The sequence below is a fragment of the Micromonospora sp. WMMD967 genome, from assembly GCF_029626165.1.
Lineage (GTDB): Bacteria > Actinomycetota > Actinomycetes > Mycobacteriales > Micromonosporaceae > Micromonospora > Micromonospora taraxaci.
Map to the genome: position 1 here is coordinate 4,545,702 of NZ_JARUBK010000001.1, position 23,764 is coordinate 4,569,465.

Below are 23,764 nucleotides of genomic sequence, written 5' to 3' on the forward strand. Positions count from 1 at the left end.
GTCTTTGTGGCACCACGAGTCCAGGAGGATCCCTGTGTCGAGTGAACTCCCACCGCGCCCCCGCGTGGCGGCACCCCGCCGCGCCCTGACCCGCCTCGCGGGGGTGACCGTGCTCGCCGGGGCGCTGGTCGTCGGCGCGTCGGCCGCCGCTGTGGCCGCGCCCGGCCCGTCGGCGGACGCGGTGAACGCGTCCGGCGCGTCGGCCGCGTCCGCCGCACAGCGCATCGACGCCGCAGCCCGACCGCCGCGCACCACGCACGGCCCGTGCGCGTACACCGAGACGCCGGACGAGCCCGCAGCCCGACCGGTGCCGCTGCCGCCCGACCCGCGACGCACCCCGTCCCGGGGCACGGTCCGGGTGACCCTGGCGACCAACCACGGGCCGATCGGGCTGACACTGGACCGGGCCACCGCGCCGTGCACCGTGCAGAGCTTCCTGCACCTGGTCGGCAAGCGTTTCTACGACCGCACGTGGTGCCACCGGCTCACCGCGTACCCGACGCTGAGCGTGTTGCAGTGCGGCGACCCGTCGAGCACCGGCGAGGGCGGCCCGGGATACCGGTACCGCGACGAGCTGCCCACCGACCTGCCGCCGGCGCCCACCGACCCGACCGGGGAACGCCGGGTGTACGCGCGGGGCGTCCTCGCTATGGCCAACGCCGGGCCGGACACCAACGGCAGCCAGTTCTTCCTGGTGTACGCCAACTCGGCGTTGCGCCCCAACTACACGATCTTCGGTGAGGTCGACGCCGCCGGGCTGGCCACCCTGGACCGGATCGCCGCCGGGGGAGTGGCCCCGACCGCTGAGGATCCCGCGCCTGTCGACGGCGCGCCCGCGCTGCCGGTGACGATCCGCAAGGCCGTCCGCGCGCACCACCACCACTGACCGTACGGCGCGGTGGGCGACCCGCCGTCGCTCACCGCGCCCGGCGGCCTCGGCCGGGTCGCCGACCGGTCGCCGTAATTACCGGAACCGGATCGGAAGCGCTCCAACCGGTCTCCGGCGCAGTTCCGGCCGTCACGACGGGTCGGGTGACCCGGTCGGTGGGGCGGCGGTGCTATCCCGCACGACCAGTTCGGTGGCGAGTTCGACACGAGGCGAGTCGATGCCCTCGCCCTGGGACAGGCGCAGCACCGTCCGTGCCGCCAACCGTCCCATCTCGACCAACGGCTGACGCACCGTGGTCAGCGGCGGTGACGCCCAGCGGGCCTCCGGCAGGTCGTCGAAGCCGACGACGCTGACGTCGTCCGGCACTCGCAGCCCTCGGCGTCGAACGGCCTCGTGGACCCCGAAGGCCATCTGGTCGCTGGCGGCGAAGATGGCGGTCGGCGGGTCGGGGAGGTCGAGCAGCGCCGTGGCGCCGGAGAACCCGGAGGCGTGGTAGAAGTCACCCGGGTAGATCAACGCGTCGTCCACCGGAACCCCGGCGGCCTCCAGCCCGGCCCGGTAACCGTCGAGTCGCGCACGGCTGCACAGCAGGTGCGTCGGGCCGGCCACGAAGCCGATGCGTCGGTGCCCGATGGAGAGCAGGTGTTCGGTGGCGGCGAGCCCACCGGCCCAGTTGGTCGCCCCGATGGTCGGTACGTCCATCGCCGGAACGCCGGCCGGGTCGACGACCACCACCGGCACGTTGAGGCGGCGTAGCTGCGCGTGCAGCGGCGGGCTCAGGTGCGAGGTCACGAAGATGACGCCGTCGGTGGCCCGGGTGCGGAGGTTCTGCAACCACTGCCGGGCGGCGGTGGGCTGCCGGTGGATCGCGGAGACCACGGTGCCGAGGCCTGCGCCGTGCCCGACATCCTCCACGCCACGGATGATCTCCACCGCCCAGGGGCTGTCCAGGTCGTTGAAGACCAGGTCGACCAGGCCGGCGCGGCGAACGCTGCGGCTGGTGCGACGCCGGTAGCCGTGGTGACGCAACAACTCCTCGACCCGCTCCCGGGTGCCGGGAGCCACATCGGAGCGACCGTTGAGCACTCGTGACACCGTCGGCACCGAGACCCCGGCCTCCCGTGCGATCGCGGTGATGGTCACCCTGCGTCCGTCGTCCGCGCCCACCCGCGTCTCCTTCACCGAACCGGAGGAACGACCACCAGGTGCCGTCCGCCGTGTGTCCCGGAACGGCGTGCCCGTTCCACGCGTCATCTTGCCTCACCGGTGGGGGTTCACGACACGCCAGGCCGGTTACGGCGTCCGACGGAATTACGGAAGTCTTCCGGACATCTTTCGGTATCTTCCGGCCTGCGGGCCGTGCCGGCGCCGGGCTGCTCGGCTTTCCAATGCCGGGAAGGGCGCTTGGGCGATCTCAGTGCTGACACACCGGTCGGTTCGTGACCCAGTGCTTGTTGACCAGGTTGACGACCGGCGGCGGGTCGGGGATGCCGCCCTCGGCGGCGATGGGTTTGGCGTTGAACACTCTCAGGAAGAAGTTGATCACTTTGGCGACCAGGGCCGGGATGGTGTAGCCGATGCCGTACCGCGCGTTCACCGTGAGGTCGGCGCGATTGCACCCCTCGCGGTTGGCGAGGCCCTGCAGGCCACCGAATCCGATGCTGGATCCTCGGGTGATCCCCACCGTGGTGGTGAGCCCTGCGTATAGTCCGGCGCTGAACACGACCGCGCCGAGGCCGACGAAGAACTTCACGTCGTAGTCGATGAGCAGGGAGTTCGCCCCCACCGACGTGCCCTCGACGGAGTCGACGAGGCTGCGCTTCACCTGCAGGCCGCCAGGCCAACGGGGGCCGAACCTGCCGTCGGCGTAGCCGAAGCCCATGGTGCCGCCGAGCGAGTACTCACCGCTGGCCCTGATCGTCGTGTGCCCGGCGCTGAAGCCGGTGCGGATGCCGATCGACTGCCGAACGGTCGCGGAGAGCGGGATGCCCAGAATGGATTCCAGCGGAACGCTGAAGGTGACCGGGACGAACGCGACGGGATGGACGTTCTGGCCGGTTGTGGTGGTGGCCTCAACCTGGACCCGGACTCCGGCGGCGCCGTGGATCCGCAACTCGGCCACGGTGACCGTCGAACCGTCGATCACCAGGTGGAACTTCGCCGAGGGCTGTTCCATCACGAAGGCGATGCTGCCCGAGAGGTAGAGCCCACTGTCCCGGTAGGAGAAACGGGCGCCGACACCGTCGGCGCAGCAGAGACCCTCAGCCTCCAGCTCGTTTGGCCGGGCCGCGCCTGTGGTGAGCGGCGCGGTGGCGGTGACCGGCCGGGTGCCGGCCAGCGTCAGCGCGTTGCCGGTCACGTTCGGGGCGCGACCCACGGTCGCGGTTGCCGCCGGTTCGGATCGCGGTGCTTCGCTGCTCGGGTGGACCCAGAATGTGTCGTCGAACTGGTAGGCGGCTGCGTCGGCCAGGGAGATGGGCTGTTCAGATGTGAATTCGCCATCCTGGATGACGTCGGTGATCCCTACGGGGCCGATGGTGACGGCGAGGTCCCGGCCGTCACGCCGGGCGTCGATCACCCGCCCGACCCCGCGTCCGGTGACGAACATGACCTTGCCCGGGGCCAGCAGGTCTGCGTTGCCGGCGTCGGGGTCGAGCCGCCAGGTCAGGCCCCCGTCGGTGACCGACCGCACCGCGCGGCTGCCGCCGGACACGATGACCACGTCCCGGTGGAGGGTCACGTCCGGGTGCGGGGCGGGCGCGGCCCCGTAGCGCAGATCGTCGCCGTCGCCGCCCGGCGTGGTGGGCTTCGTGCCGAAGCACGCCGTCAGACCGAGCAGGACGGGCAGGACGGTGGTGGCGGCGACGACCCGACGGGTTCGCCGCATTGGGCGAGTCATAGCCGGGTCACCACGTCCCGAGCCAGGTCCTCCAACGCCCGCCGGGACGCGGCCGGATCGGCCAGGCTGACCAGCCGGATGGCGACCCAGGTGCCGCCGGCGTCGACGAATACGGCGCCGTCCTCGAGATGCGCCTCGGCACCGACACCGGCGATGGCCTTCAGGTCGTGGCCGAGTTCGCGGTCGATGTCGAGGATCTTCTTGGCCCCGGCGCCGACGTAGACCTCGACCTGGGCGGTGGGTCCGCTGATCGGGCCGGTGTAGGTGCAGGACTCCCGGGCCGCCACCGGATCCTGCAGGGGGGTCCCGGCCAGGCGTTCGGCGTCGGCCTTCGGCACCAACGCGCACGGGTCGGCCGCCCGTGCCGGGGTCGCGGCGACGTCACTGCGGTCGTCAGGGCTGGGCGGTGCGTCGACGGACGGCTGCTCGACGGCGGACGGCGGCGCAGGTGGGTCGGCCGTGCCGCATCCGGTCAGCGCGAGGATCATGACCGTCACGGAGATCACCGACGCCCGCCTCGTTCCGGTGTTCCTGACATACGGGGCCGGGTCGTAGCCGGGTAGTCGTCGCATCGATGTCCCTTTCTGATCGGTGGAAGCCGTGGTCTCCGTGGCCGGCTCGTCCTCGACACTGCCTATCGGACTTCCTGAACCGGATCTCAGGCGCGGTCGCGTACCAGGCCGATCAGTCGAACCGCGGTGGACCGGTCGCTGTTGTCGGTGACCTTGGTGACGACCTGAACCTCGCAGGCGCGGTCCCGCAGAGCGAACTCGGCGATGCCGCCCGCCGCGAAGCGGATGCCATCGGAGCCGGGTTCGGTCTTTCCGTAGGGGGATTCCGCCGGCAGGGTTCCGCCGACGGCGGTGCCGGCGCTGCCGATGCTGATGGTGATCGAGTGGTAGGTCTCCGGGTTCTCCCAGCCGCAGGAGCTGCCACCGTCGCCGGAGTCGCCGGCCCGCGGGCCACTGTCACCCATGGTTCCGATCACCTGCGTGACCTCGCCGACGGTCAGTAGGGCGCAAGCGTCGATCGACTGTGCTCCGGTGCCTGCCGCAGCGATCGAGCGGGATGGGTCACCGTTCACCGCGGTCGGCTGGTCCGCCGGTGTCGAACCGCAGGCCGGCAGGCTGCTGAGCGCGACCGCGGCGGCTGCGAACGCCCACCGCCGACCCCGGCATCGAACCTTTCCGTCCGTCATGTGCTGGCTCCTTTGCTGTCGATTCACTGAGTGTTCGGGGGTGGTCCGAGCAGTTCGATGCCGTGCCGAGCGGCGGCGTGGCCGAGGGCAACGGGGTCGATCGGTGCCTGGTCGGGCAGACGCCGGTCGAGCGCGGGGGCGCCGGCCTCGGCGGCGAACCGTTCGAACCCGGCCGGGGTGGTGATCTGTAGGGCGTGCAGCGGCTCGTCGGGCCGGACGAGAAAGGTGTGGGGCAGTCCGACGGGCAGTAGGACGAGATCGCCGGGCCCGGCGGTGAAGGCTTCGCCGTCGCAGTGGAACTCGGCGGTGCCGGACAGCAGGTAGAACAGTTCGTCCTCGTGCTGGTGCCGATGCAGAGGTGCGGCGAAGCCGGGCGGATTGATGAACTCGACGACGGTGAGACAACCACGGGTCTGCTGGCCGGTCGCCTTGATGGTCATCAGGCTGCCGACGAACCAGTGGGCTTCTCCCTCGCCGGCGCGGCGCACGTACGGACGGGCGGTCATCGCGTCGCCTCTCCATCTGATGGATGATGTCTATTCACTGTCCAGCGTCTAGCGAATATGTTGCTAGTATGGCGAAGTCATGGACGGTGTCAAGGACGGAAAGTCGACTCGGCGTTACCGGTCCGCGGTGCGCGAGGAGAGTGCGCGGCGTACCCGGCGGGCGGTGGTCGGCGCGGCCGCCGAGCTGTTCGTGGCACGTGGTTACGCCGGCGCCTCGCTGGCTGATGTGGCCGCCGCTGCGGGCGTCGCGCGCCCGACCGTGTTCGCCGCATTCGGGTCGAAGCCGGCGCTGCTACGGCAGGTCCTCGACGAGGCGCTTGCCGGCGATGACGAGCCGGTGCCGGTAGCGCAACGGCCCTGGTTCCGGCCTGTCTTCGAGGCCGACACGCAGGCCGGCGTCCTCCACGCCTACGCCGATGTGTGCACCCTGATCGGCAGGCGCGCGGCGCGGATCTTCGAGACCGTGCGGCGGGCCGCAGACGAAGCGTCCGAGGTCGCCGACGTGTGGGAGACGCTGCTGCGCAACCGTCGCGCGGGCGCCCGGATGGTCGTTGAACGGGTTCTTTCGCTCGGCTCGTTGCGCCAAGGCTCTGACGTCGAGCGGGCGGTCGACTCTCTGTGGATCTTCAACGACCCGGCGCACTACGACGCGTTGGTGCTGCGTTGCGGCTGGACCGAGGCATCCTTCAGAGACTGGCTGTCCGAACGCATGAAGGACGCGCTGTTGGTCCGCTGACCCCCCAGCGTCGGAATGTGCCGCCGTCCGCTCGGCCGGCCATCACCGGCCGACGGCTGATCCGGCGCGAGGTCCGGCCGGGGCTGATAGACAGGACTGGTGCGTTACCGCATCGGCGTCGTGCTCGCGCTCGTCGCGCTGCTCGGCGGCTGCTCAGGGCCCGAGCCCCGCCCCACGCCGGCCGCGCCGCAGCCGACCCCGGTGAGCCCCACTCCCGCGCCGAGCCCCGGCGTGCAGCTGCCGGGCTTCGTCGTACTGGCCGATGTCGACCCGCGCATCCACACCGACATCCGGTACGCGACCCCGCACAACTTCGTGGGTCGCCCGATCGCCGGCTACCGGGAGCCGCTGTGCCTGCTCACCCGGGAGGCCGCGGAGGCGCTGCGGCGTGTGCAGGACGCCGCGCTGGCCGGCGGGCACAGCCTCAAGGTGTACGACTGCTACCGCCCGCAGCCGGCGGTGGACGACTTCGTGGCCTGGGCGAAGCGCCCCGACGAGCAGCAGACCAAGGCCGAGTTCTACCCGGACGTGGCCAAGAACCGGCTCTTCGCCGACGGCTACATCGGGGCGCCCACCGCGCACAGCCGGGGCAGCACCATGGATCTGACCCTCGTCGACGAGCCACCCGCCAGTCAGCCTCCGTACCGGGTCGGGCAGCCGCTGGTCGCCTGCACCGCGCCCCGCGGGCAGCGTTTCGCCGACAACAGCATCGACATGGGTACGGGCTTCGACTGTTTCGACTCCCGAGCACACACCGCCGACGCACGCGTCACCGGCGCGCCCCGGGACAACCGGCGGTTGTTGCAACGGCTGATGGCCGACGCCGGGTTCGTCAACTACGACCGCGAGTGGTGGCACTACAGCCTGCGCGACGAGCCGTACCCGGACAGGTTCTTCGCCGCGCCGGTCGCCCGTTCGTCGGTCGGCTGAAGCCCGACCCGGCAGCGCCGCTGCCGGGGCGTCCGGCATGATCGTCGCAATGACCATCGAACGAATCGGCCCACCGGTCACCGGCGACGAGCGGGAGACGCTGCGCGCGTTCCTCGACTTCCACCGCGCGACGCTGGCGATCAAGTGCGAGGGCCTGTCCGACGAGGAACTGCGCCGGCGGTCCATGCCGCCCTCCACGCTCTCCCTGCTCGCCCTGGTGCGGCACATGGCGGAGGTGGAACGTGCCTGGTTCCGGCGGGTCATCGACGGCGAGGACGTTCCGTTGGTCTGGTCGGAGGTCGGCGACTTCCAGCAGGCGTACGACGCCAGCTCGGCCACCAGGGCGGAGGCGTTCGCCGCCTGGGAGCGTGAGGTCGAGCATGCTCGTCGGATCGAGCGGGCCGCACCATCGCTGGACGTGACCGGCCACAACGCCCGCTCCGGCGAGACGGTGTCGCTGCGGCTGGTGATGCTGCACCTGATCCACGAGTACGCCCGGCACAACGGCCACGCGGACTTCCTCCGGGAGGGCATCGACGGCGCCGTGGGCGTGTAGTAAGTCGAGGCCGTCCACCAGGCCTCAACAGTGACACTTCTCGATTCATAACGATAGACGTATGATGTCTATCCACTGTGGGTGCCGTCGAATCGATTCGCCCAGCCCTACTGGATCATCGACGGTGCTCGCTCCGGGGCTGGCCCGGATATCGCAGCCACATGACCTTCTCGCTCGGCGTTCTGATGGGCCAGTACTGCCGCCACCGGCACGCGCCACGCCCATCACCCGTTCGAAAGGATTCGACGAACGTGAAGAGAACAAGACTCAGCCGTTTCCTGGCCGCCGCAGGAATCCCGTTACTCGTCGCCGTCGTCGCCGGTGGCTACGTGGTCTCCGACCCGCCGCCGGCCCGCGCCGCCACCACCGGCCCGTGCGACATCTACGCCTCGGGTGGTACGCCGTGCGTGGCCGCGCACAGCACCACCCGGGCGCTGTACGGCACGTACAATGGGCCGCTCTACCAGGTCCGACGATCGTCGGACAGCACCACCCGCGACGTCGGCGTGCTGAGCGCCGGAGGCTACGCCAACGCCGCCACCCAGGACTCGTTCTGCGCCAACACCTCCTGCGTCATCACCGTCATCTACGACCAGTCCGGCCGCAACAACCGCCTCACCCAGGCACCGCCCGGTGGCTTCGCCGGCCCCGCCCCCGGCGGGTGGGACAACCTCGCCGACGCGAAGGCCGCGCCGGTCACCGTCGGTGGTCAGAAGGCGTACGGCGTCTACATCGCCCCCGGCACCGGCTACCGCAACAACAACACCAACGGCGTCGCCACCGGCGACCAGCCCGAGGGCATCTACGCGGTCGTCGACGGCACCCACTACAACCAGTGGTGCTGCTTCGACTACGGCAACGCGCAGACCAACAACCTCGCCGACGAGCGCGCGATCATGGAAACCGTCTACTTCGGTGCCAACAAGCAGTGGGGCTACGGCGCGGGGGCCGGTCCGTGGATCATGGCGGACCTGGAGTGGGGGCTGTTCTCCGGGGTGAACGCGGGATACAACAACATCGCCTCGATCAACCACCGCTTCGTCACGGCCATGGTCAAGGGCGAGCCGAACCACTGGGCGATCCGCGGTGGCAACGCGCAGTCGGGCAGCCTCACCACCTACTTCGACGGGCCGCGCCCCAACGGCTACCACCCGATGAAAAAGGAGGGCGCCATCCTGCTCGGCATCGGTGGCGACAACAGCATCACCGGCCGCGGCACCTTCTTCGAGGGCGTGCTGACCTCCGGCTACCCGTCGGCGGCTACCGAGAACGCCGTCCAGGCCAACATCAACGCCGCCGGGTACGCCCCGGCCGGAGGTGGCAACCCCCAGCAGAACGTCCAGGTCGTCGGCGCCCAGTCTGGACGCTGCGTCGACGTGCCGAACGGCACCACCACCAACGGCACCCAGGTGCAACTGTGGGACTGCATCAGCAACAGCACCGCGCAACGCTGGACCTACACGGCCGGCAAGCAGATCCAGGTGTACGGCAACAAGTGCCTCGACGCCAACGGCCAGGGCACCACCAACGGCACTCAGGTGATCATCTGGGACTGCCACGGCGGCACCAACCAACAGTGGAACCTCAACACCAACGGCACCATCACCGGCGTCGAGTCCGGACTCTGCCTCGACGCCAACGGCGCCGCCACCGCCAACGGCACCAAACTCATCCTGTGGTCCTGCAACGGACAACCGAACCAGCAGTGGTCCACCCGTAGCTGACCACTCGACGACACCCGGGGCCGGGCCGCCCTTCCCGATCGAGGTGAGGGCGGCTCAGGTCCAGTAGAGGATCCGGCAGGCGGGGACCCGGGCGGTCAGTTCCGCGGTGAACCAGTCACGCAGCTCGGCCATCGTGTCGCGCGGGTAGACGTACTTCACCGCGCCGAACTTGCCGCGCTTGCGGCTGCGAGCCTCCTCGTTCATCTCCAGCCGGGTACGCGGGTACCAACCGAGCAGCACCTCCTTGCTGCCGGGGGTGAACCGGTGGGTGATCAGCTCGGCGGTCAGGTCCAGCTCCGGCACCCCGTCGACCGCCGCGCGGACCTGGTCGATCAGCCCGCCGTAGGCCTCCCGCCAGTCGGGCAGCGCGATGATCGGCGCGATGGTCAGCCCCACCGGGTAGCCGTCGAGCGCGAGTCGGCGCAGCGCGGCCAGGCGGTCCGGCACCCGGGCGGTGCCACCCTCGAACCGTTCGCCTACCGGGGCGCAGTTGACGCTGAACCGGACCCGGGTGCGGCCGGCGTGCGGCAGCCCGACGAAGGTGTCCACGTCGGCGTACTTGGTGGTCCAGCGCAACTGCACCGGCGCGTCCCAGTCGGCGAAGTGCCCCACCGCCCGCCGCCAACTGCCGGTCAGGTGCTCCAACGCGAGTGGGTCGGTGTAGCACGACGCCTCGAAGGTGGTGCCCTCGTCGGCGCGCCGCGCGTCGCGGCTGGTCACCGTCCCCCGCCCGGCGTACGGGGCCAGCCCGGCCAGGATGTCGTCGAGGTCCGCGTACACCCGGGTGACGGGTGGGCCGGACAGGGAACCCGCCAGGTAGCAGTACTGGCAGTGTGCGGGGCAGCCCTCGGCCAGGTCGACACGCCAGTCGGCGCTGGGCGCGATCGGTTGCAGGGTGCGCCGCGAGGGTGGGCTCACCACGATCGCCATGGTCGCCTTGGCCCGCGCGTACGTCTCCCGGTCGGTGGCTCCGCGTACCGCGGTGAGCCGGTTGGATTTGAGGTGTTCCACCTCGATGCCCAGGGCCCGCACCCGTTCGACGATCCGTTGCCCGTGGGGGTGTTCCAGCGCGGCGGGGGTGGCCACCACCCGGCCCGGGGTCCAGCGGCGCGCGGGCCGGGCCGGCGGCGCGAGGCCGGTCAGGTCGCGGGTCGACACCCGCTCGCCGCTGGCGTCGTGCGGCGCGGCGGGTACGTCCACGGCGAGTGGCTGGTCGACGTCGACCGCGTCCGGGCTGGTCACCGGCCCGGGGTACCCGCTGCCGAAGGAATCCCACCCGTTCGGGGGATCGGTGATTGACGTGATCAGGTCAGAGGAATAACCTTTCGTCTATCTGTAAACAATGTGAACAGATGTACCTCGACGCGGCGGCGCGCGTCCCCACCGAAGGGACGATCAGGTGATCGCAGACCTCTCCACCCGTACCAGAAGACTCTTGTCGTTGTTCGTCGCCCTGGTCGTCGCGATGACGGCCGGTGTCGCGCTCAGCGCGTCGCGAAGCGCGCAGGCCGCGCCGACGTTCAAGGTCCTGGCCTTCTACAACGGCACCTGGGACGCCGCGCACATCGACTTCGTCAAGGACGCCCGGGCCTGGTTCCCGCAGGCTGCCGCCCAGCACGGCTTCTCCTGGGAGGCCACCAACAACTGGAGCCTGCTGAACACCTCGAACCTGGCCCAGTACAAGGTCATCATGTTCCTGGATGACGCGCCGCCCGCCGCGCAACGCGCCGCGTTCCAGCAGTACGTGCAGAACGGCGGGGGATGGCTGGGCTTCCACGTCAGCGCGTTCACCACCAACCCGTCGAGCTGGAGCTGGTACTACAACACCTTCCTCGGCACCGGCTCGTTCCAGACCAACACCTGGGGGCCGACCCGGGTCACGATGCGGGCCGACAACCGCACCCACCCGGCCAGCCGGAACCTGCCCGCGACGTTCCAGTCGTCGATCAGCGAGTGGTACTCCTGGAGCAACGACCTGCGGCAGAACCCCAACATCGACATCCTCGCCTCGGTCGACCCGTCGAGCTTCCCGGTCGGCACCGACCCCAACCAGTCCTGGTACGGCGGCTACTACCCGCTGGTGTGGAGCAACCGGCAGTACAAGATGCTGTACGCGAACTTCGGCCACAACGCGATGAACTACAACACCAACACCGGGCTGTCCTCCACCTTCGATAGCCCGCAGCAGAACCAGCTGCTGATCGACGGCCTGCACTGGCTCGCCGGCGTCAGCAGCACGCCCCCGACGACGCCCCCGCCGTCCGACGGCATCTCGCCGACCGCCTGGCACACGGTGGTCAACCGGGGCAACGGCAAGTGCGTGGACGCCCGGGCCGCCGCCAGCGCGAACGGCACCGCCATCCAGCAGTACACCTGCAACAACAGCGCCGCCCAGCAGTACCAGTTCGCGCCGACCAGCGGCGGTTTCCTGCGGGTCAACAACCGCAACAACAGCGCGCAGGTGCTCGACGTGACCGACCGGTCGACGGCCGACTCGGCGCCGATCCAGCTCTGGAGCTACAGCGGCGGCAACAACCAGCAGTGGCGGGCCGAGTCCGAGGGCAACGGCTACTACCGCCTGGTCAACCGCAGCAGCGGCAAGTGCCTGGACGTGCCGGGAGCGTCCACGGCGGACAGTGTCCAGCTCATCCAGTACACCTGCAACGGCACCGCCGCGCAGTCGTTCCGCCTGGTGGCCATGTCATAACTCCGCTGTAGCCTCGCGGCCATGGCGATTCCCGACCTGGTGCCGATCGCGCACGAGCCCGACTACCGCACCAGCACCATCGGCCACTACGACAAGGGTCAGTTCTTCGGCTCCGTCACCGCCACCCTCGAAGACGGTGCCGGAGCCGAAGACGACTGGTACCGCCACAAGCGCTGGTACGCGGTGCTGCACCGGTTCGACGCCGACGGCGCGCACACCGACTCGGACATCTGGTTCGCCGGCACCAGCGAGACCGAGGACGCCTCCATCGACCGGGCCGAGGCCCGCCTCAACGAGTGGCTGGACGCGCTGCCCGGCCGGCACTTCGCCGACATCGCCATCGCGCTGTTCCAGGTCGAGGTCGACGGGCACGTCTTCGGGCTGGTCGACTGGTCCCACGAGTACGACGGCGCGGACCACGCCGAGTTCCTCCCCGACGACCTCGGGTTCGACCCGCCCTGGGACGGCTGCTACGACACCTGACCCGGCCTGTCGTTGAGCCGTCGGCCCGTTGCCGTCGGTCCATCGGCCTCGGCCCGCTGTGTTGTGCTCCTGTCGAGCTGCCCCATAAATGGGGCAGCTCGACAGGACCTGCGGGCGACAGGGTCGCCGGAACAGGCCGCGCCGTGCCGCGCCGACCTGGATATCCATTGCGGACGCGCCGCCGCCCTTCTACTGTCCTCGGTGCAAGGTCGAGAGCAACCACGAGAGCAACCACGAGGGGAGTACGCCGTGTCGCGACGCGTCCGCACCGATGCCGCCCGGCGTCCGCTTCCTGCCGACGGTTATCTGCTCACCACACCCACGACCACTGCCTGTAACCCCTTGCGGGGCACCGGGCCGGGGTGGCGCGCCTGACGCCGACGCTGACGCGTCCGCCGGCCGCCCATCCCACCGGGATCGGGCGGCCTCTTCGTATCCGCGCACCGCGCCTGACCATTCAGGTCACCATTCGACAGAAGGAACCCACGATGGGATTCACCCCTCTCGCCGGCACCCGGGCTCCGGTCCGGGTCTGGACCGACCCGTACGCCATCGAGGCGCAGGCCGCCAAGCAGCTACGCAACATCGGCGCGCTGCCCTGGGTGCAGGGTGTCGCCGTCATGCCCGACGTGCACTTCGGCAAGGGCGCCACGGTCGGCTCGGTCATCGCCATGCGGCAGGCCGTCTCGCCGGCCGCGGTCGGCGTCGACATCGGCTGCGGGATGTCGGCGGTGCGTACCTCGCTGACCGCCGGCGACCTGCCGGACGACCTGGGCCGGCTGCGTTCCGCGATCGAGGCCACCATCCCGGTGGGCTTCGCCCAGCGGCAGGACCAGGTCGACACGCGTCGGGTCCGTGGCCTGGAGCAGGCCGGCTGGGACGACTTCTGGAGCCGGTTCGCCGGCCTGGACCGGCGGGTGGCGCAGCTGGAGACGCGGGCGCGGCGGCAGCTCGGCACCCTCGGTGGGGGCAACCACTTCATCGAGGTCTGCCTGGAGCAGGGCGGTGCCGACGAGGGTCGGGTCTGGCTGATGCTGCACTCCGGGTCCCGCAACATCGGCAAGGAACTGGCCGAGCGGCACATGGCGGTGGCCCGGGGCCTGCCGCACAACGCCGACCTTCCCGACCGGGACCTGGCGGTGTTCCTCGCCGGCACGCCGGAGATGGACGCGTACCGGCGGGACCTGTGGTGGGCGCAGGAGTACGCGCGGCGCAACCGGGCCGTCATGCTGGCCCTGCTCTGCGAAGTGGTGCGGGAGCACTTCCCGCAGGTTGGCTACGACGAGCCGATCTCCTGCCACCACAACTACGTCTCCGAGGAGAGCTACGACGGGGTGGAGGTGCTGGTCACCCGCAAGGGCGCGATCCGGGCCGGCCGGGGTGACCTGGGCATCATCCCCGGGTCGATGGGCACCGGGTCGTACATCGTGCGGGGGCGGGGGAACCCGGACGCGTACTGCTCGGCGTCGCACGGGGCCGGGCGGCGGATGTCGCGGGCGCAGGCCAAGCGGACGTTCAGCACCGACGACCTCGCCGCGCAGACCGCCGGGGTGGAGTGCCGCAAGGACGCCGGGGTGGTCGACGAGATCCCCGGCGCGTACAAGGACATCACCGAGGTGATGGCCCAGCAGGAGGACCTGGTCGAGGTGGTCGCCCACCTCAAGCAGGTGGTCTGTGTGAAGGGTTGAGGGGTCGCGCGGGCCGGGTCACCGGCCCGCGCGCCACCACTCAGAAACCGGCGAAGACCCGGCGCAGGTCGTCCAGGGTCACCGGGCCGGTCACCCGCACCCCGTCCGGGGTGTACGCGGGACCGAGCCGGCCGACCGCCAGCCGCAACCACGCCTCGGCCGGGGCGACCAGCTCGCCGTCGGGCTGCTCCGGCGCGTCCACGATCTCGACCGTCTCGCCCAGCCGCAGCCCGACCGTGCGCTCCGGCGCGTGCAGGCGCAGCAGTAGCGTGGCCTCCCGGCCGGCCAACTCCTGCGGCCGGCTGGTCCAGGCCAGCATGCCGCCGACCTGGTCGAGCAGCAGCGCCACCGCCCCCGGCGTCACCGCGGCGAACCTGTTGAACGCCACCTCGGCGTCCCACTGGTGCAGCGCGAACTCGACGAGCCGGAACCGGCCAGCGGTGGCCACGTCGACCGGCTCCGGCAGGAAGCCGAGGTCGATCCGCAGCGAGGCGCGGGACTCGGCGTCCAGCGCCTCGTACGCCTCGACCAGCCGCTCGTTGGCGGCGAGGAACCCGGCGGCGTGCTCGGCCGGGGCCATCGCGTCCCAGCGGGCCCAGACGCCACGGTTGAAGTCCCCGTCCGGGCCGGGCGTGCCGGTGCGGGCGGCGTCCAGCGCCGCCAGGTTGATCTCGGCGCCGCTGCCCAGGTGACTCAGCACCTGGGAAACCTGCCACTCGCTGGCCCCCGACGGGCGGAGCAGGTCGTCTTCCTTGAGGTCCCGTACGAGCGCGGCGAGCTCCTCGTGGCCCGCGCGCAGAGCTGTGATGATCTGGTCAGCTGGGGTGGACATGGATCTCCTCAAACGGACTGTCGACGATGGTCGGGACGTTACCGGAAGCGGCCGCCGGCCGGTCCGCCCCGACCTCGGGGCGGACCGGCCGGCGGCCGTGTCGGTCAGCTCAGCCCATGTGCACAGTGGTGCCGGTCGGGATGTCCTCCTTGCGCACCTTCACCAGGAACACAGTGGCCAGACCGGCGAGCACGATCAGCACCGCGCCCCAGGCGAACGCCACGCTGTAGCCCTGCACCAGCGCCTCGACCTGGTTGACCGGGCTCGGGGCCCGACCGACGAGGTAGGTGGCGACAGCGCTGGTGTAGAGGGTGTTGAGCAGCGCGGTGCCCAGCGAACCACCGATCTGCTGGGTGGCGTTGAGCGTCGCGCTGGCCGCGCCGGCGTCGTGCTCCGGCACCCCGACCAGGGCCAGGCTGGACAGCGGGACGAAGGTGAAGCCCAGCCCCAGGCCCAGGATGACCTGGGCGGGCAGCAGGTGGGTGAGGAACGACGTGTTCACGTCGATCTGGGTCAGCACCAGCATGCCCACGGCGGCGAGCGCCGAGCCGGCGACCATCAGGGGCTTGGCACCCAGTCGCGGCATCAGCTGGCTCGCGCCACCGGCGGCGATCAGCACACCCGCGGTGACCGGCAACGACGCCAGACCGGCTTCGAGGGGCTTGTACTGCAGCACCACCTGGAAGTAGAAGGTCAGGAAGAGGAACGCCCCGAACAGGCCGGCGCCGATCAGCGTCGAGGTGAGGAACGCCCCGCCCCGGTTGCGGTCGAGGATGATCCGCAGCGGCAGCAGCGGGTGGCTGGAACGCATCTCGATGACCACGAAGGCGGCGAGCAGCGCCACACCCGCGGCGATGAAACCGAGCGTCGCGGTGGCGTCCCAGCCGTCCTCGGCGGCCTTGGTGAAGCCGTAGACCAGGGCGACCAGGCCGGCGGTGACCACGATCGCACCGGGCACGTCGTAGCGGGTGTTGCCGTGCGCCCGGCTCTCCGGCACCAGCGGGAGCGCGAAGGCGATGGCGATCGCGGCGACCGGGATGTTGACCAGCAGGCACCAGCGCCAGTCCGCGTACTCGGTGAGCACCCCGCCGAGCAGCAGACCGACCGCCGACCCACCGCCCGCGATCGCGCCGTACACCGCGAAGGCCTTGGCCCGCTCGGTGGCCTCGGTGAACAGGACGGTGAGCAGTGCCAGCGCGGCCGGGGCGAGCAGCGCGCCGAACGCGCCCTGCAGTGCGCGGGCGGCGAAGAGCATGCCGCCAGTGGTGGCGAGGCCGCCCAGCGCGGAGGCGAGCGCGAAACCGGTCATACCGACCAGGAAGGTGCGCTTGCGCCCCCAGTAGTCGGCGATCCGGCCGCCGAGCAGCAGCAGACCGCCGAAGGCCAGCGTGTACGCGGTGATCACCCACTGCCGGTTCGCGTCGGTGATCCCCAGATCGGCCTGGGCCTGCGGCAGCGCGATGTTCACGATGGTGGCGTCCAGGACGACCATCAGCTGCGAGACCGCGATGACCGCCAACGCGATCCAACGCCGCGGGTGCGGCGCGCCTGTCGACGTCCCGGCGCCGGGCGCGCCGGGGGCGGTCGAGGTGGTTCCGGGCATGGTGAAGCCTTCCGTGTTACGAGATGTCGGTGAATCAGGCCTGGGACGGGCGGTCGTGCTGGTAGCGGAGTACCGGGATCAGCACCTGGTCGACGACCTGGGTGAGGAACGCGTCGTCGGCGGGTAGGCCGTGCGCGACGATGCGGGACATGGTGAGCGCGGGCGCCAGATCGTGGAACAACTCCCGTTCGCCGGCCTCCGGCGGGATCTCCCCCCGGGCTGCGGCGCGGACCAGGATGGCGGTGCTGGCCACCCGCCCGGCCGGCAGCACCTGATGGCGCACCAGACGTTCCAGCTCGGGGTTGGTCCGCATGGCGAAGGTCAACGCCTGCATGAGGTCGCAGTCGGCCGCGCAGATCGCGACAGTGGCCCGCAGCAACTCGATCAGGTCGCCGCGCAACGAGCCGGTGTCGGGAGGGCTGTGCACACCCACCTGCCGGTCGCGCAGGGCGGCGACGACCAGTTCGGCCTTGCCGTCCCAGCGGCGGTAGATGGTGGCCTTGCTGACGTGGGCACGAGCGGCGACGGCGTCGATCGTCAACCGGTCGTAGCCGACCTCGCGCAGCAGCGCGATGACCACGGCGAACAGGTCGGTGTCGGTGCACCGCGGAACACGAGCCGCCGGCACCCCGGCGCTCGTACCCACCTGCTGACCACCCAGCATCCCCGAAAGACCCCCCCGCGAAACGATGTCGTACCGACACTAGTTCGCGGTCGCCCCAACGTGCAGGCTTTCGTGAGTTGTGTCGCACCGGGCCGGCGAAACGATCACGTTTCGCCGGGCGCCGGGCGGGCGGTCAGGAACTGAGCGCCACTTCCACCTTCTTGCGGGTGCCCCAGCCGGTGCGCCAGCAGGTGGCGATGCCGTACCAGCGGATCGCCCGGAGCACCACCAGGGCGAACACCACCGCGACCGGCGTGAGGAGCCAGGTGCCCCACTGGTAGGCCGTCGACTGGTCCGAGCGCCGGACCGTCATGTAGCGGAGCGCCTGCCCATACCCGACGATCAACGGCACAGCCACCAGCCACGGAATCGCGCGCGGGTCGGGGTCGATGATCGGCGACAGGATCGCCACCGCCACGAACAGCACGGTCGCCACCACCGTCGCCGCCCAGCGCAACAGGTGCAGCCACCACGCGATGGAGAGCAACGACAGGTACCGGACCCGCCACCAGGTTCTGATGAAGCTGCCGCGCATCCAGCGGAGGAACATCCGGCAGAAGTGCCCGGCGTTCTCCGGCATGAGGGAGAACGCGAACGCCGACGGCTGCTGCACGGTACGACCCCGCACCATCGCGAAGAGCGTGAGCAGGGAGTCGTCGGAGAAGGGTACCCGCCGGCCGAAGAACGTCTCCGTCAGGTACGCCCCGAGGTTGTCGCGAACGACCTCCGCCCGATAGGCGGCGATCGGGCCCGAGTTGACCCACACGCACCCGAACACCGACAACGACGACCTGTCGGTGAGCTGCCCGGTCACCAGCCACAGGTCGGTGAACCGGGTGAGGAAGCTGCTGCGGACGTTCGCCGCCATCACCACCCCCGCGACGGACTGCACCGCCGGATCGGCGAAGGGCTTTAACAACTCCCCCAGGGCGTTCGGGTCCGAGATGGTGTCCGAGTCCACCGTCCAGTAGACGTCGGCTGCCGGTGTCGACCGCACCGCGGCGGCCTGGGCGTGCCGTTTCCCGGCGTTGGGCTGGATGTGCCAGGCGGCGATGATGCCGTGCACGGGAGCGACGTCGAGGAACCACCGCTTGATCGGCTGGTACCCCTCGGTCAGCTTCGACCCGTCGTCCACCACGTAGATGGTGTTCGGTCTGCGGGTCTGGAAGATCATGGATTCGAGGCAGGCGCGCAGCGCGGCAGGATCCTCGTTGTACGCCGGCACGATGCCGACCACGTGCAGAGCGTCGAGGTGCCCCTGCATCCGGTCGGTGACCACGGCGGGCTTCTCCAGGTAGGAGGTGCCGAGCTGCCAGATCAGCAACAGGAACATGGCGGCGTACGCGAAGGTGAAGCGGTGACCGCCTCCGTCGAGGGCGCCGATCACGGCGAGGACGTGATGGGCGGTCCACGCCGCCGCGGCGGCCAGGACGACCGCCGCGGCGAACAGGACACGAGCCCTCGTGACGCTCGCGGTCACTGGCCGACCGACTGCTTACGGCGGAACGTCATCCGGATCATCAGGAAGCCGACGACGACGGCGGTCGCTCCGGTGATGGCGATGGTCAGCGGCAGGGGGAGGGCGTAGCTGCCGATACCGGCCGCGCCGCCGATCGTGACAACGCCCATACCGGTACGGGGAAGGCTGCCACCGGACATGATGGATCTCCGCTCTGTGAGGGATGACGAAGGCTGTCGCGGTGACCGGTACGACGGCAGAACTGTCCGGTCATCACGACGCTGAACAGCGAATGTGACTGTGTGCAACTGCGCGCTCACGTTCGCAAACAGAACTGTCCCGGTCAATCTCGGAGGTCACGTGAACTGCCGTCCGGCCCAGCCCGACGCGCCCGACCGCTACCGGCGTGTCGGAGACGTTCCCACCGGCGCAACCTCGTGTGACCTGCGGTTTCGCCGCGCGGTCGGCTCAGTCCCGGCGGTGGGCACGAGAACCGGGCGCTGTCGGGTAGACGTCAGGACCGCACGTCGTTGTCGATAAACGGATGACGCATCGCGTTAACACCGCCTCGGTGGGGGCGGTCAACCGCCCGGTGCGAGGAGCACCGGCACACTCGTCGTGTTGATCCGTGAGCCGTCGCGCGCGGACACCTCGTACACCTCGATCGTGCCCTTCTGCTCCCGGGTCGTGCGCCAGCCGACCAGCACCCGGTAGCCGCCCCGGCAGCCGCTGCCGCAGCTGGCGGTGCCGAACCCGGTGGCCACCTCCCGGCCGGCGGAGTCCAGCACCCGGACGCTCACCGTGGCCTCGAACACGTCGGCGGTCCCGGTGACGACGAGTGGCGTGGTGACCCGTTCGCCGGCGGTCGGCCCGGTGACCACTATGGGCGGCAGCAGGTCCGCGTAGTCCGCCCGCCCGACCGGGGCTGCCCCGTCGAGGCGGACCCGGCGCACGGTGGGGAACTGGGTGAGTGTCCACACCACCTGGGCCTCGCGGAGTCGCCGCTCCGCGGGGTCGCCGGACGGGGCGCGCAGGGCCGCCGTGCCGTCGGTGATCCGGGTGACCTCGACGTCGGCCGGGACGAGGGTGCGCAGCCCGCCGGCGGCCTCGGCCGGCGTCGGGCCCCGGGCCAGCTCGGTCAGCGCCAGCCGGGACGTGGCCATGGTCGCTGGCCGGGACCGCCTGGTCGGTACGAGCTGCCCGGCGCGGACGAACCACAACTCCACTGTGATGGTGCCCCCGGCGGGACCGCTCGTCGGCGGCGACGGGCTGGTCGAGGACGGCCTCGGCGGATCCGTGCGCGGGGTCGGCTCGGGGCGCGCGGAGGCGCTGGGCGGCGTGACGATCACCGGGGCCGTGCCGGGCGGCGCTGCCGTGGGCGCCGGGCCGAGCGTTCCGGAGCGTGGGCTGCCACATCCGCCCACGAGCAGCGCGACGACGAGCGTCGCCCCGGCGACACCGCGCGGGCTCATGCCGCACCGTCCGCCGGCAGTTCCAGCCGGAAACAGGCACCGGTGCCCGGTCCACTACGGACGGTCAGCATCCCATCGAGCAGCGCGGCGTGCTCCCGCGCGATGGCCAACCCGAGCCCGCTGCCCGGCGCCGAGCGGGACCTGTCGACCTGGTGGAAACGGTCGAACACCAGGGGCAGATGTTCCGCCGGGATGCCCGGCCCCTGGTCGGAGACCTCGAAGGCGACCAGCGGGCCCGCCCGGACGACGGTGGCCCGGACCTCCCCGCCGCCGTGCTCGACCGCGTTGGCGACCAGGTTGGCCAGCACCCGCTCCAGCCGACGCCGGTCGGTGCGCAGGGTGACGGCGTCGCCGCCGACCAGCACCCGGTCCGACCAGCCGCGCGCGGCGACGATCCCGTGCAGCAGCGCCGACGCGTCGACCGGCCCGACTTCCAGATGCTCCCGACCGGCGTCCAGTCGGGAGATCTCCATCAGGTCCTCGACCAGCCGGCGAAGCCGGACCACGTCGTCGACCAGCAGTCGCGCGGCCGGCCGGGCGTCGTCGGGCAACTGGTCGAGGTGTTCCCGCAGCAGCGACGCCGCCGCCACCAACGAGGTCACCGGGGTACGCAGCTCGTGCGCGACGTCGGCGGTGAACCGCCGCTCGCGGGCCTGCGCGGCCGACAGTGCCCCGATCTTCGACTCCAGTGCCTCGGCCATCTCGTTGAACGTCGCCGCCCAGACGCTGAACTCGTCGCGCCCGCGCACCGGCAGGCGGGTGGCGAGCAGGCCCTCGGTGAGCGCTCGGGCAGCCCGGCTGGCCCGGCCCACCGGCTCCAACGTCCGCCGCGCCAGCGCGTGACCGACCCCGGCGGCGAGCAGCACCACGAGCACCCAGCCCGCCACCAGGGCGGTACGCAGTTGACCCAGGTCGGTGGCGACGTCGTCCTCCACGGTGAGGACGTACAACTCGGCGGTCGAGCCGGGGATGCGCCCACCGACCACGAGCAGCCGGGGCCGCTCCGCCGGGGCGGAGCGCTGGTAGCCGAGCTGCCCGGCCGCGACCGTGGCCCGTAACCCGGTGCCCAGCGCCGGGGCGTACGCGGGGTGCGAGGCGCGGGACGGGCCGTCGACGAGCACGACGTGTCGGCCACTGGCCTCGAAGCTGGTGAGCAGATCGGCGCCGCGCTGGTCGGTCAGTGGAACGAACTGCCCGGCCAGGACGAGTTGGTAGCGGGCGTCGGCGGCGGCCTCCCGCAGCGACGCGTCCCACCAGGACTGCCGCAGCAGCAGCCCGGTCCCGCCGGCGAGCAGCCCGGCCGAGACCCCGGCGACCAGGATGAACGCGACGGTCAGCCGGCGCCGCAGGCGGCCCGGGGGCACCGCGCGTCCGGCCATCGCCGTCCCTCCCGTCAATCCGTCGACAACTTGTAGCCGGCGCCACGCACGGTCTGGACCAGCCGTGGCCGCGCCGGGTCCTCCTCGACCTTGGCGCGTAGCCGTTGCACTGCCACGTCGACGAGCCGGGAGTCGCCCAGGAAGTCGTGGTTCCAGACCAGATGCAGCAGCAGATCCCGGGTGTAGACCTGGCCGGGTCGACGGGCCAGCTCCAGCAACAGGCGAAACTCGGTGGTGGTCAACGCCACCTCGCGGCCGTGCCGGCGGACCACGAAGCCGCCGGGGTCGATCTCCAGGTCGCCGACCTCGATGAGCGTCGACGGGACCGGTGCGCTCACCCGACGCAGCACCGACCGGACCCGGGCCACCAGCTCGGGCAGGTCGAAGGGCTTACGGAGGTAGTCGTCGGCGCCGCACTCCAACCCGACCACCACGTCGATGGTGTCGGTGCGCGCGGTCACCATGAGGATCGGCACCTGACTGGTCCGCCGGATCTCCCGGCAGACCTCCAGGCCGTCCAGAACGGGCAGCATGATGTCGAGCACGATCAGGTCCACGGGGCGGGCCCGCCAGGCCGCCAGGGCCTGCCGTCCGTCGACGGCGCCCTCGACCCGGAAGCCGGCGCGGCGCAGCCCGAGGACGGTGACCTCCCGGATGGAGGCGTCGTCCTCGACCACCAGCACGCGGCCCTCCATCACCTGAGGGTAGACCCGTCGCCACGCTGCGCAGCCTGCCGGAACGGCTGATCCCAGAGACCAGGCAGCTCCTCTGCGAAGCACCGTCCAACCGCTATGGTCAGATGATTTCGGCACCCCTCGATCAGCTCACACGAAAGGGCACGACGTGCAACGTCATGGCTGCGTGATCCGACTCCGCCCGGACCAGCGGGAAACCTACCTGCGACTGCACGCCGAGGTCTGGCCGAGCGTCGAGCAGACGCTGCGCGACGCCAACTTCCGCAACTACACCATCTTCCTCCACGGCGACCTGCTCTTCGGCTACTACGAGTACGTCGGTGACGACTACGAGGCCGACCTGCGGTTCATCGCCGCCGACCCGCAGACGCAGGAGTGGTGGAAGCTGACCGACCCGTGTCAGGAGTCGATCGCCGAGCCCGGCTCGGGGGACTGGTGGGCTCCGATGCGTGAGGTCTGGCACCTGACCGACGAAGCAACCGCAGGGGCATCCGACCAGGCCTGACGCTCGGGATCCTCGACCGTCACCCCGCTGCGTCGATCATGGAGTTGTGGTGCCCGGTATGGGCACTCCTGGCGGCTATGCCGCCACCACAACTCCATGATCGACGAGGTGCCTACCGGGTCATCCGATGACCGGACACGCCTAGGGCAGCCATCACGGTGTGAAGTACGGCGCCGACGCTCCCTCGGTCGCGAACGACCACCCGCCCGCCGGTGCGCTCTGCAGCCTGACGACGACGCTCGCGACGTAGGGCGACCTGACCGGTGTGAAGTCGACGTCGTTGTACCAGGTCCTCCCGTTCGGGGCGCAGAATTCCGACGCGTTGTCGGTGTAGGTCACCACCACGCCGTTCTGGTAGGTGATGACCATCTGTACCCGGACGCACTCGCCGGACGCGTTGTTGATGTAGATGCGCCCGAGCAGCCGAGGCTCCCAGGTGCCGTTGACGAGATCCCACTCCAGCCGGCCGTCGGCCTTGGGATCCCCGGAGATGTTGCCCAGGTCGCCGTCGCCGAAGTCGAAGTGCCGCTCGGTGATGGAGAACCGGTCGGTCCGCACCGCAGCCTGCGCCGGGTTCGCCCCGATCAGCCCGAGTGCACACACCACCAGGGGCACCGCCAGGAGCCGGGTCGCCGTTCTGCTGATCCGCATGTCTTCCTCCTCGATCGCGCCGCGGCCACTGCGCGGCGTCCGACATCGAGTCTCGGCAGGGACCTCAGGGTCGCGTCACGATCCGCTCCGGGTGGCGAATCGGCGCGGGCGCACCATGACGCCACCCTGAGGTCCGCCCGGACCATGGTGATGCCCGGCCAGAGTGGACCGGCGAGAGCGAGGGAGCG

24 protein-coding genes are annotated in these 23,764 nt (G+C 70.8%); 9 read left to right on the plus strand and 15 right to left on the minus strand.

Translation table 11 applies throughout. From position 1 onward, the window contains the following. Nucleotides 1-34 precede the first annotated feature (34 nt). Nucleotides 35-886: a peptidylprolyl isomerase gene (locus O7631_RS20365; RefSeq protein ID WP_278145683.1), complete on the plus strand. Its 852-nt coding sequence runs from the start codon at nt 35-37 to the stop codon at nt 884-886. Between the two features lie 132 nt (nt 887-1,018). On the opposite strand, the gene O7631_RS20370 is transcribed toward O7631_RS20365, so the two are convergent. The 5 genes from O7631_RS20370 to O7631_RS20390 form a co-directional block, all read right to left on the minus strand. Next, nucleotides 1,019-2,056 (minus strand): LacI family DNA-binding transcriptional regulator, encoded by a 1,038-nt coding sequence (locus tag O7631_RS20370; RefSeq protein WP_278145684.1) that lies wholly within the window; start codon nt 2,054-2,056, stop codon nt 1,019-1,021. Nucleotides 2,057-2,303: 247 nt separating this feature from the next. Then, complete coding sequence (locus tag O7631_RS20375; protein ID WP_278145685.1) at nt 2,304-3,776, minus strand: hypothetical protein; 1,473 nt, start codon at nt 3,774-3,776, stop codon at nt 2,304-2,306. 8 nt (nt 3,777-3,784) lie between these two features. Then, nucleotides 3,785-4,294 carry a DUF3558 family protein gene (locus tag O7631_RS20380; protein WP_278145686.1) on the minus strand — a complete coding sequence of 170 codons (510 nt, stop codon included), beginning with the start codon at nt 4,292-4,294 and terminating at the stop codon, nt 3,785-3,787. A 152-nt stretch (nt 4,295-4,446) separates the two neighbouring features. Then, complete coding sequence (locus O7631_RS20385; protein ID WP_278145687.1) at nt 4,447-4,986, minus strand: hypothetical protein; 540 nt, start codon at nt 4,984-4,986, stop codon at nt 4,447-4,449. Between the two features lie 23 nt (nt 4,987-5,009). Beyond that, entirely contained in the window at nt 5,010-5,492 is a 483-nt protein-coding gene (locus tag O7631_RS20390; protein WP_278145688.1) for a cupin domain-containing protein, read from the minus strand. A 79-nt stretch (nt 5,493-5,571) separates the two neighbouring features. Between O7631_RS20390 and O7631_RS20395 the strand changes: the two genes are divergently transcribed. The 4 genes from O7631_RS20395 to O7631_RS20410 all read left to right on the plus strand — a co-directional run bounded on the left by O7631_RS20395 (nt 5,572) and on the right by O7631_RS20410 (nt 9,438). Next, nucleotides 5,572-6,228: a TetR family transcriptional regulator gene (locus O7631_RS20395; RefSeq protein WP_278145689.1), complete on the plus strand. Its 657-nt coding sequence runs from the start codon at nt 5,572-5,574 to the stop codon at nt 6,226-6,228. Nucleotides 6,229-6,327: 99 nt separating this feature from the next. Further along, on the plus strand, nt 6,328-7,158 hold the full coding sequence (locus O7631_RS20400) for a M15 family metallopeptidase (RefSeq protein WP_278145690.1): 831 nt from the start codon (nt 6,328-6,330) through the stop codon (nt 7,156-7,158). A gap of 49 nt (nt 7,159-7,207) precedes the next feature. Further along, nucleotides 7,208-7,714: a DinB family protein gene (locus tag O7631_RS20405; RefSeq protein ID WP_278145691.1), complete on the plus strand. Its 507-nt coding sequence runs from the start codon at nt 7,208-7,210 to the stop codon at nt 7,712-7,714. Between the two features lie 251 nt (nt 7,715-7,965). After that, nucleotides 7,966-9,438: an arabinofuranosidase catalytic domain-containing protein gene (locus tag O7631_RS20410; protein WP_278145692.1), complete on the plus strand. Its 1,473-nt coding sequence runs from the start codon at nt 7,966-7,968 to the stop codon at nt 9,436-9,438. Nucleotides 9,439-9,492: 54 nt separating this feature from the next. On the opposite strand, the gene O7631_RS20415 is transcribed toward O7631_RS20410, so the two are convergent. Then, on the minus strand, nt 9,493-10,680 hold the full coding sequence (locus O7631_RS20415; RefSeq protein WP_278145694.1) for a spore photoproduct lyase family protein: 1,188 nt from the start codon (nt 10,678-10,680) through the stop codon (nt 9,493-9,495). A gap of 193 nt (nt 10,681-10,873) precedes the next feature. On the opposite strand from O7631_RS20415, the gene O7631_RS20420 reads away from it, so the two are divergent. The 3 genes from O7631_RS20420 (at nt 10,874) to O7631_RS20430 (ending at nt 14,316) form a co-directional block, all read left to right on the plus strand. Further along, entirely contained in the window at nt 10,874-12,145 is a 1,272-nt protein-coding gene (locus O7631_RS20420) for a ThuA domain-containing protein (protein ID WP_278145695.1), read from the plus strand. 21 nt (nt 12,146-12,166) lie between these two features. Further along, nucleotides 12,167-12,628, plus strand: coding sequence for a hypothetical protein (locus O7631_RS20425; protein WP_278145696.1), 462 nt, complete (start codon nt 12,167-12,169; stop codon nt 12,626-12,628). A 488-nt stretch (nt 12,629-13,116) separates the two neighbouring features. Continuing rightward, nucleotides 13,117-14,316, plus strand: a complete 1,200-nt coding sequence (locus O7631_RS20430) for an RtcB family protein (protein WP_278145697.1) — start codon at nt 13,117-13,119, stop codon at nt 14,314-14,316. A 40-nt stretch (nt 14,317-14,356) separates the two neighbouring features. Here O7631_RS20430 and O7631_RS20435 read toward each other — a convergent pair whose 3' ends face one another. The 8 genes from O7631_RS20435 to O7631_RS20470 form a co-directional block, all read right to left on the minus strand. Next, nucleotides 14,357-15,148: a maleylpyruvate isomerase family mycothiol-dependent enzyme gene (locus tag O7631_RS20435; RefSeq protein ID WP_278145698.1), complete on the minus strand. Its 792-nt coding sequence runs from the start codon at nt 15,146-15,148 to the stop codon at nt 14,357-14,359. A gap of 109 nt (nt 15,149-15,257) precedes the next feature. Continuing rightward, on the minus strand, nt 15,258-16,751 hold the full coding sequence (locus O7631_RS20440) for an MFS transporter (protein ID WP_278145699.1): 1,494 nt from the start codon (nt 16,749-16,751) through the stop codon (nt 15,258-15,260). 34 nt (nt 16,752-16,785) lie between these two features. Beyond that, nucleotides 16,786-17,397: a TetR/AcrR family transcriptional regulator gene (locus tag O7631_RS20445; protein WP_278145700.1), complete on the minus strand. Its 612-nt coding sequence runs from the start codon at nt 17,395-17,397 to the stop codon at nt 16,786-16,788. 151 nt (nt 17,398-17,548) lie between these two features. Continuing rightward, a complete protein-coding gene (locus tag O7631_RS20450) occupies nt 17,549-18,895 on the minus strand; it encodes a glycosyltransferase (RefSeq protein ID WP_278145701.1) in 1,347 nt (448 codons plus the stop codon). Continuing rightward, complete coding sequence (locus O7631_RS20455; protein ID WP_157742577.1) at nt 18,892-19,074, minus strand: hypothetical protein; 183 nt, start codon at nt 19,072-19,074, stop codon at nt 18,892-18,894. The genes O7631_RS20450 and O7631_RS20455 overlap by 4 nt, the downstream gene beginning before the upstream one ends. Before the next feature lie 381 nt (nt 19,075-19,455). After that, nucleotides 19,456-20,346, minus strand: coding sequence for a Gmad2 immunoglobulin-like domain-containing protein (locus O7631_RS20460; RefSeq protein ID WP_278145702.1), 891 nt, complete (start codon nt 20,344-20,346; stop codon nt 19,456-19,458). After that, nucleotides 20,343-21,725, minus strand: a complete 1,383-nt coding sequence (locus tag O7631_RS20465) for a HAMP domain-containing sensor histidine kinase (RefSeq protein ID WP_278145703.1) — start codon at nt 21,723-21,725, stop codon at nt 20,343-20,345. Before O7631_RS20465 ends, O7631_RS20460 begins: the two co-directional genes overlap by 4 nt. Nucleotides 21,726-21,739: 14 nt before the next feature. Beyond that, nucleotides 21,740-22,420, minus strand: coding sequence for a response regulator transcription factor (locus tag O7631_RS20470; RefSeq protein WP_278145704.1), 681 nt, complete (start codon nt 22,418-22,420; stop codon nt 21,740-21,742). A gap of 166 nt (nt 22,421-22,586) precedes the next feature. Here O7631_RS20470 and O7631_RS20475 point away from each other — a divergent pair, with 166 nt between their 5' ends. Beyond that, nucleotides 22,587-22,925, plus strand: coding sequence for an L-rhamnose mutarotase (locus tag O7631_RS20475; RefSeq protein ID WP_278145705.1), 339 nt, complete (start codon nt 22,587-22,589; stop codon nt 22,923-22,925). Between the two features lie 153 nt (nt 22,926-23,078). On the opposite strand, the gene O7631_RS20480 is transcribed toward O7631_RS20475, so the two are convergent. Beyond that, nucleotides 23,079-23,576, minus strand: a complete 498-nt coding sequence (locus O7631_RS20480; protein WP_278145706.1) for a hypothetical protein — start codon at nt 23,574-23,576, stop codon at nt 23,079-23,081. Nucleotides 23,577-23,764: the final 188 nt, after the last annotated feature.